This is a genomic window from Bacteroides sp. 3_1_23, assembly GCF_000162555.1.
GTDB classification, from domain to species: Bacteria; Bacteroidota; Bacteroidia; order Bacteroidales; family Bacteroidaceae; genus Bacteroides; species Bacteroides ovatus.
Genome location: NZ_GG774949.1, coordinates 1,902,488 through 1,917,069, shown reverse-complemented (window position 1 = coordinate 1,917,069; position 14,582 = coordinate 1,902,488). Strand labels below are relative to the sequence as shown.

11 protein-coding genes are annotated in these 14,582 nt (G+C 41.7%); 6 read left to right on the top strand and 5 right to left on the bottom strand.

The features are described 5' to 3' along the window. Nucleotides 1-15 precede the first annotated feature (15 nt). Both HMPREF9010_RS16715 and HMPREF9010_RS16720 read left to right on the top strand, forming a co-directional pair. Nucleotides 16-690, top strand: a complete 675-nt coding sequence (locus HMPREF9010_RS16715) for an ABC transporter ATP-binding protein (RefSeq protein WP_004303508.1) — start codon at nucleotides 16-18, stop codon at nucleotides 688-690. A gap of 18 nt (nucleotides 691-708) precedes the next feature. Continuing rightward, complete coding sequence (locus tag HMPREF9010_RS16720; RefSeq protein WP_004295739.1) at nucleotides 709-3,027, top strand: ABC transporter permease; 2,319 nt, start codon at nucleotides 709-711, stop codon at nucleotides 3,025-3,027. 39 nt (nucleotides 3,028-3,066) lie between these two features. Here the strand turns inward: HMPREF9010_RS16720 and HMPREF9010_RS16725 are convergent, their stop codons facing one another. Beyond that, nucleotides 3,067-4,431, bottom strand: a complete 1,365-nt coding sequence (locus tag HMPREF9010_RS16725; RefSeq protein WP_004295740.1) for an MATE family efflux transporter — start codon at nucleotides 4,429-4,431, stop codon at nucleotides 3,067-3,069. Between the two features lie 150 nt (nucleotides 4,432-4,581). Between HMPREF9010_RS16725 and HMPREF9010_RS16730 the strand changes: the two genes are divergently transcribed. From HMPREF9010_RS16730 to HMPREF9010_RS16740, 3 genes are all read left to right on the top strand, one after another. Then, the gene (locus HMPREF9010_RS16730; RefSeq protein ID WP_004325784.1) at nucleotides 4,582-5,229 is read left to right on the top strand and encodes an HAD family hydrolase; all 648 of its coding nucleotides are present in this window, start codon (nucleotides 4,582-4,584) and stop codon (nucleotides 5,227-5,229) included. A 245-nt stretch (nucleotides 5,230-5,474) separates the two neighbouring features. Further along, nucleotides 5,475-6,296, top strand: a complete 822-nt coding sequence (gene panB / locus HMPREF9010_RS16735) for a 3-methyl-2-oxobutanoate hydroxymethyltransferase (RefSeq protein WP_004295743.1) — start codon at nucleotides 5,475-5,477, stop codon at nucleotides 6,294-6,296. Nucleotides 6,297-6,305: 9 nt separating this feature from the next. Continuing rightward, nucleotides 6,306-7,463, top strand: coding sequence for an MFS transporter (locus HMPREF9010_RS16740; protein WP_008648068.1), 1,158 nt, complete (start codon nucleotides 6,306-6,308; stop codon nucleotides 7,461-7,463). Between the two features lie 14 nt (nucleotides 7,464-7,477). Here the strand turns inward: HMPREF9010_RS16740 and HMPREF9010_RS16745 are convergent, their stop codons facing one another. Beyond that, nucleotides 7,478-9,697, bottom strand: coding sequence for a RelA/SpoT family protein (locus HMPREF9010_RS16745; protein ID WP_004308819.1), 2,220 nt, complete (start codon nucleotides 9,695-9,697; stop codon nucleotides 7,478-7,480). Between the two features lie 177 nt (nucleotides 9,698-9,874). Between HMPREF9010_RS16745 and HMPREF9010_RS16750 the strand changes: the two genes are divergently transcribed. Beyond that, complete coding sequence (locus tag HMPREF9010_RS16750; RefSeq protein ID WP_008648065.1) at nucleotides 9,875-11,509, top strand: tyrosine-type recombinase/integrase; 1,635 nt, start codon at nucleotides 9,875-9,877, stop codon at nucleotides 11,507-11,509. Nucleotides 11,510-11,709: 200 nt separating this feature from the next. Here the strand turns inward: HMPREF9010_RS16750 and HMPREF9010_RS26695 are convergent, their stop codons facing one another. The 3 genes from HMPREF9010_RS26695 to HMPREF9010_RS16760 all read right to left on the bottom strand — a co-directional run bounded on the left by HMPREF9010_RS26695 (nucleotide 11,710) and on the right by HMPREF9010_RS16760 (nucleotide 14,432). Continuing rightward, complete coding sequence (locus HMPREF9010_RS26695) at nucleotides 11,710-11,835, bottom strand: hypothetical protein (protein ID WP_255342288.1); 126 nt, start codon at nucleotides 11,833-11,835, stop codon at nucleotides 11,710-11,712. Nucleotides 11,836-11,863: 28 nt separating this feature from the next. After that, nucleotides 11,864-12,361 (bottom strand): hypothetical protein, encoded by a 498-nt coding sequence (locus tag HMPREF9010_RS16755; RefSeq protein WP_008648064.1) that lies wholly within the window; start codon nucleotides 12,359-12,361, stop codon nucleotides 11,864-11,866. A 256-nt stretch (nucleotides 12,362-12,617) separates the two neighbouring features. Continuing rightward, nucleotides 12,618-14,432, bottom strand: coding sequence for a hypothetical protein (locus HMPREF9010_RS16760; protein WP_008648063.1), 1,815 nt, complete (start codon nucleotides 14,430-14,432; stop codon nucleotides 12,618-12,620). Between the last annotated feature and the right edge of the window lie 150 nt (nucleotides 14,433-14,582).

The following is a 14,582-nucleotide window of genomic DNA, read 5'->3' as shown; positions in this document are numbered from 1 at the left end:
ATAAATAAAAAGAGTATGATTGAAATAAACAACATCAGTAAAGTATTCCGTACTTCCGAAGTAGAGACAGTTGCCTTGAATCACGTAAACCTTGAAGTAAAAGAGGGAGAGTTTGTAGCCATTATGGGCCCCTCCGGTTGTGGTAAATCCACTTTGTTGAATATTCTGGGTTTGCTCGATAACCCCACCGAAGGTTCCTACCGCTTGATGGGTGAAGAAGTGGGCGGATTGAAAGAGAAAGAACGTACCCATGTGCGTAAGGGCAAACTCGGATTCGTATTCCAGAGCTTTAACCTGATCGACGAGCTGAATGTTTACGAGAATGTAGAACTTCCTCTGACATACCTGGGCTTTAAAGCATCCGAACGCCGCCGTATGGTAGAAGACATTCTGAAACGGATGAACATCAGCCATCGTGCCAAACACTTTCCGCAACAACTTTCCGGTGGTCAGCAACAACGTGTCGCCATTGCCCGTGCCGTAGTGACCAATCCGAAACTGATTCTCGCCGATGAGCCGACCGGTAACCTCGACTCAAAGAATGGGGCAGAAGTGATGAACCTGTTGACCGAACTGAATAAAGAAGGAACAACCATTATCATGGTGACACACTCACAACACGACGCATCCTTTGCCCATCGTACAGTTCATTTGTTCGACGGCAGCGTGGTAGCCAGTGTGATAGCATAAACCAGATCAGAAGCAAGTATGAGACAAATCTATTATAGCATACGTACATTACTGCATGAGCGTACTTTGAATATCGTAAGAGTGCTCTCCCTTTCTTTAGGACTAACAGTTGGTATCTTGCTTTTCTCGCAAATAGCTTTTGAGATGAGCTATGAGAAATGTTACCCGGAAGCGGAGAATCTGATAATGGCGAGAATAGCGGCACAGAATATGACGACCGGCGAAGTGCAGGGTGATGACGGAATGAATTATGACTATACTGTCTGTGATCCGGTAGCTTTTACCTTGGCGCAGGATATGCCTGAAGAAATAGAATCAGCCACCTGTGTACTTCCTTCCCAGTTTTATCATATTTATAAGGAAGACAAACTGCTGTCAAAAGCAAATTACATGATGGTCGACACCTGTTTCTTTGAAACGATGGGTATACCCGTACTAAAAGGGAACGCGAAAGATCTCATCATCTCGAATAGCATATTTGTATCAGAACATTTTGCCCGTGAAACATTCGGTAGCGCAGACCCTATTGGGAAAACCCTTTCGGCCGACAAGCAGTTGGAGCTCACAATTCGCGGCGTCTATAAAGACATACCCGAAAATTCGATGCTCTCCCGTGACTTTGTGATTACCATCCACCGCGATGGTCGCTATGCGAGTGGTAACGGTTGGAATGGGAATGATATCTTTTATGCCTTTGCACGCTTGCGTCATGCGTCGGATATAGACAAGGTGAACAGCAAAATTCAACAAGTAATGGCAAAATACAGCCCCTTGCAATGGGATGACTGGAAGTTGGAATACAGCGTTGTTCCTCTTTCGAAACGCCATCTGGATTCTGCCGATACCCAGAAACGTTTGATGATATTCGGCTTCCTCGGCTTTTCAGTGTTTTTTGTAGCCATCATGAATTATATGTTGATTTCAATAGCCACTATCAGTCGTCGTGCAAAAAGCGTAGGAGTGCATAAATGCAGTGGAGCCAGTTCCGGAAACATCTTTGGCATGTTTCTGGCAGAAACCGGAGTATTGGTTCTACTATCCGTCCTGTTTAGCTTCCTGTTGATAATCAACATGGGCGAATTGATCGAAGACCTGTTGGGAACCAGCCTTGCCTCACTGTTTGCCTGGGACATCATTTGGATACCCTTGCTCACTGTAGTAGTCCTTTTCCTCCTGGCAGGAGGCATACCGGGAAAACTGTTCTCACGTATTCCCGTCACGCAGGTATTCCGGCACTATACGGATGGAAAAAGAGGATGGAAACGTTCATTACTATTTGTCCAGTTCACGGGTACCTCCTTTGTACTCGGACTATTGCTGGTTACCCTGTTACAATATTCTCACCTGATGAATGGAGATATGGGAATCAAGATTCCGGGACTGGTAGAAGCCGAAACCTGGATGTCCGGCGAAACAGTAGAACATGTAAAAGACGAGTTGCTCCGCCAACCGATGGTGGACGGGGTATCGGCATCCACACACAGCGTACTGGGAGAATATTGGACACGTGGATTGATTGGTAACGACGGCAAACGCATTGCCACCCTTAATTTCAATATGTGCGACTATGATTATCCGAATGTGATGGGAATCAGAATAACAGAAGGCACTACCATCAAGAAAAAAGGCGATCTATTGGTAAATAAAGAACTCGTTCGTTTGATGAAATGGACCGATGGTGCCGTAGGAAAATCAGTGAGTGGGGTAGAAGGTACCATCGTGGGAGTGTTTGATGATATTCGTAATAGAAGTTTCTATTCCAGTCAGTCTCCTATCGTATTGATTGCCGATAAAGAATCGGCCAATCACACCATCAATGTTCGTCTAAAAGAACCCTATGACGAGAACCTGAAACGCTTGAACGAATGTGTGGCAAAAACATTCCCGAATGTAGCCCTGAACTTCAATTCAGTAGACAGCATGATTCGCGAAGGCTATAAGAGCGTATACCGTTTCCGTAACGCAGTCTGGATTTCGTCCTGCTTCATCCTGCTTATTGTCATCACGGGATTGATTGGCTATGTGAATGGAGAAACTCAACGCCGCAGCAAGGAAATAGCCATACGCAAAGTGAATGGGGCAGAAGCCTCCGGCATCCTGAAACTATTGATATACGACATTCTGAATATCTCCGTAATCTCTGTGCTGATAGGTACTGCCGCTTCCTATTTTACAGGCCAAATATGGTTGGAACAGTTTAGCGAACGAATTGATATGGATTTGTTACTTTTTATAGGAATAGCCCTGCTGGTACTATTGGTTATCGTGGCTTGCGTGGTAGTGAAAGCCTGGCACGTTGCCAATGAAAACCCCGTAAAGAGCATCAAAGCAGAATAAAGAATAAAAACCAACAGGCGGAGTAAAGCAGTTAATGCTTTATTCCGCTACTGTTTCCGGATGTTGTTTAGACACTTTCTTAATGTAAATCATCAGACTGACAACCGCCGTAATAAACGCCAATGCATCCGATACCGGCATACTAATCCAGATACCTTCCAATCCCCACCAGTTGGGAAAGAGTAGCAAGCAAGGCAAAAGATAAAGCAACTGCCGCGTCAGCGAAAGGAAAATACTTATTTTAGCCTTCCCGATACTTTGGAAGAAGTTACCAATCACAATCTGCGCCCCTACAAACGGGAACATCAATACAGCCAGCCGGATACCGTCTACGGCCAAATCAATCAATTCATCGCTATCCGTGAAAAGAGCCGATACGGCATGAGGGAAGAACTCGCAGATAATAAACCCGCTACTGGTAATCACGACTCCGGAGATAATCCCCAGTCGCAATGTCTGTTTCACACGGTCTATCTTCTGCGCTCCGAAGTTATACCCCACAATAGGCTGCATACCCATCGTCAGACCTAACACAATCATCACATAAAGCGTCAGCAAACGGTTAATGATACCATAAGCACCGATCGCCATATCACCCCCGTAATTTTGCAGACTATTATTGATGATAATTACAATGGCACACGCACATACATTCATCAGGAAAGGAGACATACCGATGGCGAAGATACTCTCCACAATCCTCCGTTTCATCTTCCAGATATTCCCCTCAAAATGCACCGTACTGTCTTTCTTGACAAAATGGCTCACCACCCACACCATACCGATCAACTGTGAAATCACCGTTGCCGTAGCAGCTCCCCTCATTCCCCATTCAAAGTGGAAAATAAAGATAGGAGCGAGGATAATGTTCGCTACCACCGTCACCATCGAAGTCAACATCGCCTTTTTCGGGTATCCGGTAGCACGCATCACGTTGTTCAACCCAATCATCGTATAAGTGATAGGAGTACCCAATAAGATCACCTGCATAAAGCTCCGCGCATAAGGAAGCGTCTCGCTACTGGCCCCGAAGAAAACCAATATATCATCCAGGAAGATGAAAGACAAAATACCAAAGAAGAACGAATTAGTGATACAGAGCATCAACGTGTGTGACAAGATTTCCGTAGCCCCCTTCATGTCCTTTTGCCCCAGACGGATAGACGCCAGCGTAGAACCGCCCGCCGATACCAATGTACAGAAAGCCACCACCAGATTCATCAGCGGAAAGCTGATGGCTAGTCCGGCAATCGCCATTGGGCCTACACCATGTCCGATGAAGATACTATCAATAATATTATAGATAGAAGTAATCGTCATTCCGATAATTGCAGGAATGGAATATTGTAACAGCAATTTGCCGATACTTTCTTTGCCTAAGATATGTGGGTCGTTCTTGCTCATGCGCTAGTAGATTTTGTTGGATAAAAACGTATGTTACGTTTTTTTTAGCTTTGCAAAGGTACGAATTATTTGCCTGATTCGATGATTATTCGGAACTTTGCAACGACGGATACACAAGGTTTAACGTTTAGGTAAAAAGAAAGTTTATATATGAATACAACGAAAACGATTGCGGCACTCTTCGATTTTGATGGTGTCATTATGGATACAGAAACGCAGTACACAGTCTTCTGGGACGAGCAGGGACGGAAATATCTGAATGAAGAAGATTTCGGCCGCCGTATTAAGGGACAGACATTATTGCAAATCTATGAAAAGTATTTCTCGGACCAACCCGAAGCCCAGCTTGAAATAAGCGCCGAACTCTACGTTTACGAGCAAAAGATGTCCTACGAATACATCCCCGGAGTAGAAGCCTTTATAGCCGATCTTCGCCGTAACGGTGCAAAGATAGCCGTAGTCACCAGCTCCAACGAAGAGAAGATGGCTAACGTCTACAATGCCCACCCCGAATTTAAAGGAATGGTAGACCGCATCCTGACCGGAGAGATGTTTGCCCGTTCCAAACCGGCTCCCGACTGCTTCCTGCTCGGGATGGAAATCTTTGAAGCCACCCCCGAAAACACCTACGTCTTTGAAGATTCTTTCCACGGCCTGCAAGCCGGAATGACTTCCGGGGCAACAGTGATCGGACTTGCCACCACCAATACACGTGAAGCTATCACTGGCAAAGCACATTATATAATAGACGACTTCACCGGCATGACCTACGACAAGCTCCTGACCCTGCATCGTTAAGAGAAAGAATAAATCCGAAACGCATTATTGCACTTGATAAATCGCTTCCTTATATTGTTAAGGAGCTTTTATTATACCTCACAGAATCCTTCCAACCGCCTCCCCAGCTATCCAAGCGAGGTGTTTGAAAGGATTTTTTGCATTTCCTTCTCTGTTATGAATTAAATGTTATAACTTTGCCGCGATTTTTGAAGGCGCTTGACGTCGTTTTAATTTTTAATCATTAATTTTTAATTTAAAAAGACATGGCTGGTTATATATCAGATGACTCAAGAAAGGTGACTACTCATCGCCTGGTTGAAATGAAACAGAGAGGTGAAAAAATATCTATGCTGACTGCTTATGATTACACAATGGCACAGATTGTAGACGGTGCGGGAATGGACGTAATCCTGGTAGGCGACTCCGCTTCCAATGTAATGGCAGGTAATGTGACAACACTTCCTATCACACTCGACCAAATGATCTATCATGCCAAATCCGTGGTACGCGGCGTGAAACGTGCGATGGTAGTGGTTGATATGCCTTTCGGATCCTATCAGGGCAACGAGATGGAAGGACTTGCTTCTGCCATCCGTATCATGAAAGAAAGCCACGCTGACGCTTTGAAGCTCGAAGGTGGTGAAGAAATCATAGACACGGTGAGACGCATCGTATGCGCTGGCATTCCGGTAATGGGACATCTGGGACTCATGCCTCAATCCATCAATAAATACGGCACCTATACCGTGCGTGCCAAAGACGACGCCGAAGCCGAAAAACTGATTCGCGACGCCCATCTATTAGAAGAAGCAGGCTGTTTTGCCATTGTACTCGAAAAGATTCCCGCAACCCTTGCCGAACGCGTAGCATCCGAACTGACCATACCTATTATCGGTATCGGTGCCGGTGGACACGTAGACGGTCAGGTATTGGTGATTCAGGATATGCTTGGCATGAACAACGGATTCCGTCCGCGTTTCTTGCGTCGTTATGCTGACTTGTACACGGTGATGACCGATGCCATCAGCCGTTACGTTTCTGACGTGAAGAATTGCTACTTCCCCAACGAGAAGGAACAATATTAAATATAGTATATGGCAGTTAAATTGTGGACAGTTCATTTTATGCGGATATGTGTAGCTAATTTGCTGTTGTTTATATCCTTGTATGTGTTATTTCCGGTGCTTTCCGTAGAGATGGCCGACCGTCTCGGAGTGCCGGCTGCACAGACAGGAGTAATCTTTCTCTTTTTCACCTTGGGGATGTTCCTCATCGGTCCTTTCCATGCCTATCTGGTAGATGCATACAAGCGTAAGTACGTCTGTATGTTTGCTGCTGTCCTGATGGTAGTGGCGACCATCGGATACGCCTTTGTCACCAACCTCACAGAACTGATTCTGTTGGGCACCGTGCAAGGGCTTGCCTTTGGCATAGGCACAACAGCCGGCATCACATTGGCCATTGACATCACCAACTCCACACTGCGCAGTGCGGGAAACGTCAGTTTCTCCTGGATGGCACGTATGGGAATGATCGCAGGCATTATCCTCGGAGTATGGCTTTATCAAAGCCAATCCTTCCAAACCCTGCTCACTGTATCTGTCATAACCGGAGCTGTCGGAATCCTCATGTTATCAGGAGTCTACGTACCTTTCCGTGCGCCGATTGTCACCAAACTCTATTCCTTCGACCGCTTCCTATTGCTTCGTGGATGGGTTCCTGCCATCAATCTGATCCTGATAACCTTCATTCCGGGACTGCTGGTTCCCATGGTACACCCTTTCCTAAACGATTTCGTACTCGGAAACACAGGAATCCCCGTACCGTTCTTTGTAGGAACAGCCCTCGGATACATCGTTTCCCTGTTCTTTGCACGTCTGTTTTTCCTGAAAGAGAAAACACTGCGACTGGTCATTATAGGACTCGGATTGGAAATCGTAGCCATGTCCCTACTGAATACAGACATCTCCATAGGCATTTCCTCCGTACTCTTAGGACTGGGCTTAGGCTTTATCCTGCCGGAATTTCTGGTGATGTTCGTAAAGCTATCCCACCATTGCCAACGCGGAACAGCCAACACCACCCATCTGCTGGCAACCGAAATCGGCATTTCCCTGGGAATCGTTACCGCCTGCTACATGGAATTGGATACAGATAAGATGCTACATACCGGACAGATAGTAGCATCCATTGCTTTACTCTTCTTTGTATTGATTACCTATCCTTATTATATAAAGAAGAAAGTAAGATAGGAGAGTAGCCGGAATTAATTCCGGCTAACTTGTTTTACTCCCTTTATAGTACGTAATTTCTTGATAAGAGCCTCCAAACGTCCCGTATCACCCACCATGACCGTCAGTGTTCCGGAGAACAAACCGTCGTTCGAGTCAATACCGATGGAGCGCAGCGTGATACCATTCTCTTTGGATATAATAGAAGTGATATTAGTCACGATGCCAATATCATCATGCCCTACAACCCGCAGCGTGATAGGATATTGCGTACCTACCGATTTCCCCGCCCAACGAGCCTTCACAATACGATAACCGAAACGTTCGCGCATCTGATTGGCATTCGGACAGTCCGCCCGGTGTATCTTGATACCACCGCTTACCGTAACGAAACCAAACACATCATCCCCGTAAATCGGATTACAACATTTAGCCAACTTGAATTCCAACCCTTTCAGATTCTGATCGATTACCAGAACATCTTCCTTAGACGTCGTTTCCTCTTGTTGCGCAGCCTGCAAGTTATACCCTTCGGCACTGCGATACACAATTTCATCGTGCGTATCACTGTCCCGCTTCTGTTGCTCCACATACTTATCCAGAATCTCGTTAACGTCCAGTCCACCGTCGGCAATCCGCTGATAAAACTCCGTCACATTCTTGAAGCCCAAACGCTTGATGAGGCGCATCATGGTCGCTTCATCATATTCCAACTTACGATTCTTGAATTTCCGTTCCAGCGTCTCCTTGGCAAAAGCGTGCTGGCGTGCCACCATCTCTTTGAGAGCCTGCCTTATCTTGGTACGCGCTTTGGAAGTCGTCACGATGTTCAGCCAGTCCTGCTTCGGCGTCTGGGTGTTTGAAGTCATGATCTCCACTTGGTCGCCGCTGTTCAGTTTCTGTTTGAGCTGCACATTCTTGCCGTTCACTTTCGCGCCGATACACTTGCATCCCAACTTACTATGGATATGGAAAGCAAAATCCAATACCGTAGCCCCTTTGGCGAGCTTGAACAAATCCCCCTTGGGCGTGAAGACAAACACTTCATCCTCGTAGAGATCCATCTTAAACTGATCCATCACTTTCAGTGAATCGTTGTCTGCATTCTCCAACGCCTCCCGCACAGAAGTCAACCACTCGTCCAGACCCGTTTCACCCTTGATACCTTTATATCTCCAGTGAGCAGCCAATCCGCGTTCCGCGATCTCGTCCATGCGGCGGGTACGTATCTGCACTTCCACCCATTTCCCTTCCGGGCCCATCACAGTGATGTGCAACGACTCGTAACCATTGCTTTTCGGGATAGAGAGCCAGTCGCGCAGACGCTTCGGGTTCGGCTGGTACATATCCGTAACAATCGAATAAACCTGCCAGCATTCCTGCTTCTCCTTAGCCGGGTCCGGCTCCGAATCGAGGATGATACGGATGGCGAACAAGTCATAAATCCCCTCAAAAGACGTTTTCTGCTTCTGAATCTTGTTCCATATCGAATGAATCGACTTGGTACGCCCCTTGATGTCAAACTTCAATCCTGCTTCCGACACCTTCCTCTGGATCGGTTCGATAAAAGCAGCGATATACTTGTCGCGGGACGCCTTCGTCTCGTTCAGCTTATCCTTGATAAAATAATACGTTTCCTTCTGCGTATATTTGAGAGACAAATCTTCCAGTTCCGATTTCAGCTTGTACAATCCCAGCTTATGTGCCAGCGGAGCATACAGGTAAGCAGCCTCGTTCGCCACTTTGAGCCGGTCCTCCTCGTTGCCCGTGTCCTTGATTTGGCGCATCACATTCACACGATCCGCAATCATAATCAGGATTACACGCATATCCTCCGCAAAAGAAAGCAGCAGATTACGGAAGTTTTCCGACTCGATAGCCGGACTCTTCGCATACAGCTCGTTCGTTTTCACCAATCCCTTGATGATACTTGCTACGTCATCCCCATATTCGGCGTTCACCTCGTCGATAGACAATACATGCCCCTTCACGATTTCGTGCAACATGATACCGATCAGGCACGAACCTTTCATACCGATTTCCTCGGCAACGATCACTGCCGTTTGTAAATCTCTGATGACGGGATTCATCCCGAAGTTATTGCGTTGCAGACCGTTACACTGGGCCGCTTTGATAAGATGTCTCTTTAACTTTAGGCAATCCTTCCAGGAAATGCTATCTCCTGCAGATTGTAACAAATGCCGGTAGAGTGAAAAAAGCTCCTTTTTTTCCTCTGATGTAAAAAAGTCGTCCATATTCAATCTTGTTAATTCGATGTAAAATTAGTTTTTTTCCTGCACATTCAAAAGGAAGTAACAATTATTTGTTATCAGTAACTTATAAATATGGTTTGGTTATCAATATGTCACTTTTCAGCCCTAAAAGAACCAAAGTGAAGAACAATAAAAAAGAACCATTTTAAAGAACCGATTATGATAGGGCAGATTTTTTTCAATGAAGTTAGGGCTAGTTTTAATTTGAGGAAACCGAAAAGTGACAAACCAACGAATATTTATCTAGTATGTCGAATAGATAAAAAGCAGGTAAAGTTATCAACTGGTGTTAGGGTATATCCAGACCAGTGGAATACTAAAAAGCAGGAAGCGTATGTAAGTCCACGGTTAACTGAATTGGATAATATAAATAACGCAATAGTAAACGATGAAATAAATAAACTTAGAACAGACTTTCTTGAATTTAAGCGTTATATTTGCGATAATCCAAATGAGATTGATAATAGCTTATTTTTATTAAAGAAATATATTTACAAAGACAAAATGGTGAAACAACAAGAATTGCAAAAGCCTGTTCAATGGCTTCGTAGGACTATTAGCCAAGATAAAACGATAAAATCAGATGGACAAAGGAATACATTGGCTATTTATTTGGGACATTTAAAAGTATTTGAAGAATTTTTAAAAGCAACAGATAGAGATGATATAACGTTTACTGACATAAATTTGGCTCTAATCAAAGATTATGAGACTTATCTGTTTAATAGACAGGTAGGCAAGGGGAAGACTACTAAAACAAGTACTGTTGGAAATAAAGTAACAGCTTTAATTTCAATTATTAAGCGAGCAGAGCCATACGGTTTGATAGATATTTCTGCTGCAAAGTTGAATCAGTATAAGAAGCCCAAAAGTAGGGAAGGTGATGATAATGAAATATATTTGTCAGAAGAAGAAGTAAACAAAATGTATTCTTTAGAACTCAAAGGCTTAGAAGAAAAGGCTAGAGATGTTTTTGTATTACAATGTTGGACAGGGCAGAGGTTCAGTGATATGCAATTGTTAAATGGTGGTACTGTTAAAGACTTCAATAATGGGAAGATATTGGAAATTGTGCAAAAGAAAAGAACACATAAAGTTTCAATACCATTGTTTCCTGTTGCTTTAGAGATACTGGAAAAGTATAATTTTCAAGTACCCAAAGTACGTGAGAATACTATGTTGAAATACATAAAGGAAGCAGGACAAAAGGCAGGTATAATAGGCAAACATATTGTAACAGAAGATAGAGGTTCAAAAATAACTAATACTACTTATTGTAGATATGAATTGATAGGTACACATACAGGAAGACGTTCATTCATTAGTAATATGCTGAAACGTGGTTATGATAGTCATATACTTATGAGAATAACAGGGCATACTACAGAAATGGCATTTAAGAAATATGCTAAAATAAGTTCAGAAGATGCAGCTAACTTGATGCTAGAAACAGAAGCTAGCAAGATTAATCAAGCTAATAAAGTCAAACAATCCAATGACATTATACCTTCTAGTAATGAGAATATAGCAGAAGCAATAAGTAAAGGTATTGAAGCTGGTTTGAAACATAAGAATGATATAGCTTATGACTTGTTATTTAATAGTCAGGAAAGTAATATTGAATCTTACGGAATAGATAGAGATGTGGATATAAGCCAATTCGATTTAAATAAGGATGAACTAGACTTTCTTAATAAAACGAGTGATGAGTTTGGAGTTGGAACATCATCTTTAAAGGTAAGGAAAATACTGAATAGATTGCTGAAGCTGGGAATAATAGTACGGCTTAAATAAATATTTATATGAAAAAAGCCCACTTAGACTTAAAATCTAAATGGGCTTATATCTCAAATATGGATTTATGATGAAAATAGGTATATAGTAAGCCCATTAGTTATAGGCTTACTAATACTTTCGAAGGCACTGTCCACGATTTTGTGTAAATAGAAAACTACGGGATTCAAGTATAAAACTTGAATCCCGTAGTTTTCTATTTACACAATATTATGGAGAGTCCCCTTTATAAACTCTTTGACTAATTCAATTAGTTCCTTCTGATTATCAAGACGTTTTTTTTCGTTTTCTAACTCTTTCAGTTTAATTTCATCTTTCATTTCCATAATTTTTAAATTTTATTGTTCGTAAATCTCATTTTGAGGTTGCAAAGGTAGTGATATCTTTCAAACTACCATTCCTCCATCTACCATTTTTTCTGATAAAGATTCCAGCCAGATTAGTAGGTATCATAATAACACCTTTGGTTGTTTTGTAGTAGTTGTAATTGGCAGTAGTGTAATTGCAGTACGCTGTTTCAGAACGTAAATTCTTTACTTTGTCTGCATTATATATAAAGCATATATCTTCGCCAAAGAAGTTGACGTACCACGCTGCTTTACAATCGTGAGTATCCTTGACAGTTAGTAGACTTTTAAGTTTTTCAGTTTCCATTAAATGAGTGGGATAATTAACGTACCGTACATCCCTGCATTTTATTTCAGCTACTATCTTATCTTCGTTGTGTATTAAATAGAAATCTACGGGATTATATCTGCCAGTAGATTCCTTGTATTTGGTTATATTTCCATCTTCTAATAATGACTTGAATAAGTCCCTTCCTTTACGTTCCATTGCTAAAAAGTTATCCATTTGCTAGTAATTTGATTACTAGCCTGTTTCTATATTACATATTCATAAACATTAGCCATTGTGCATTTTCATTACAGGCTAATTAGGTTAATATATTTATTGTCTTGTATTGATAATCCTATCTGCTTCTTTCGTGATGTGTTGCTTAATCTCTTTTACTGTGAATCTTACTAAGTAAGTTGATAATAGTGCTGCTGCAATAAGTGTAATGTAAATCATAATCGTTTATTTAATTGAATGTTGTTTTGGTGTATCTTTACTTGAATACTATCTTTGGTCTGTAAATCTCATATCCTTTGACTGTTTTACCGTCAATCCACTTGGCGACAGGTTTACAATCAAACCATCTATCAAGGTCTGTAGCTTTGACTTTATCGGTAATACCTAGTATATCATACGCTTCTCTAATCCAGCTCTTAATATCAGCGTTACTAAAGAATCCAGTCTTTATCTGCTTGCTAAGTATTTGTACTATCTTCGTGTCTCTGTTTTTATCCGATTCCAGACTGATAAGAGCTTTTTCTATAGCTGTTTTGATATATCGCAAACTTCTAACTTTATCAGTTCCTAATTTGTGATAGGCAGGTACTACTAATGGCTGTACTCTAACTATTTCGTCTGTTTCTGGAGTAATAACCAGATTCTGTAGTAGTTCCGTATATCTAAGGAAAGCATCTTTAAAAGATAGTTTCTTTCCTGCTTTATTCATTGTTTCGTTTAGTCTTTCATATTCTAATTCAGTGGTCATATTCCCGTTTGCATTGTGTTCCTTTCTTAAAGCGATACCATTATTATAGATAACCTTTTCCAATTTGAAATTATACAGGTCTAACTTTACCAGCATATCATTAAGGAAGTAGTTACCTTCTTTGTCACACACAGCATAGGCACTGTTAAGCATCTTTTCAGCCATACTCTTAGCTTTCTTGCTACTATTGTTGATAGCAGCAATTAATTCGTTTGCACCTTCTATTTCATCATTCATTCTTTGTACCATTTCTTCGTAGGTAATATCTAGGTTTAGCTTCCTTTTTCCCACGCTATTAAAGATGTGTACCATTATGTTTCTAAACGGATTACTTTCAGTCCTGATTCTGCCAGCTATCTGGTAAATGTCAGTGGATATATCGAGCAGGGTATTAGTATTGCTGGAATTACTAACCACGAAGCACATACCTGTTTCACTGAAATAATCAGCACCTTCAAATGATTTGGAAGTAATGAAAGTAAATGGCTTATTGGTACTTCTACTGTTGCTGATAGTATATCCTGCTAATTTGTCCCTGTTTGACGGATTATCTGCACATACAATCTTTACTTCATCGTTACCAAGTTGGCAATATTCTAAGATAGAAGCTATATCTGTAACTGAATTTATAAAGAAGTATGCTTCCGTACTTTTATTACCGTTTATTTCCAGATAGCCGTCTTTCTTATAAGCGTTTATATAATTGGCTGCCTTTACATAGGGATGATTGGTTTGGTCTAATTTTACTATTAAAGTGTCTGTATTATCCCATTTGGCTTCTACCAGTTCCACATCTGAAAGGATGGACGGAGTGAAATCTGCACTGATTGGAGTGGCAGACATAAAACAGAATGATTTGTACTTTCTAAAGCAGTCCAGTACACCGTCAACAGCTTTCTGTCTATAACTGTATGCTTTTAGCAATATGTGATATTCGTCTATAAGCAGTCTGAAATCGGTAGGATTTAGGTACTGCTCCAAATATTCCATCTTATCATAAGTACACATTATCTTTTTTATTCCAGTGCTGGAAGCATATTTCTTTAGTTCTTTTTTGGCTTGGTAAGTAAAAGTACCGAATAATCCAAATACAGACTGTTCTTTGCCATCATAGGAGGTAATAGTAGTAAGACCAGATTCTGTTAAGCCCGTCTTATTTACGATAAGTTCTGTAGTAGGTACTGCAATGATATAGGATTCATCATTAAAGAGGACTACAGTAGTACCACCACAGCCAGTAACTACTTTATTAAAGATACAATTATGTGGTAAATCAGGTAAGTTTAAATATCCATTAGTTGAATTTATATTTAAGGTTTTCATAGGTTTTTACATATTAAATTTAGGTAGTAAGTAATCTGAATAGTAGTAAATCTGAATTTAGAAGCTAATCTGGTTAAAATCTTTGGTCTTGAGTTCCTTACTTTTTTAGTATGGTATAAGGTAGCATTTGCAAATTTTGGTAAGGATTGG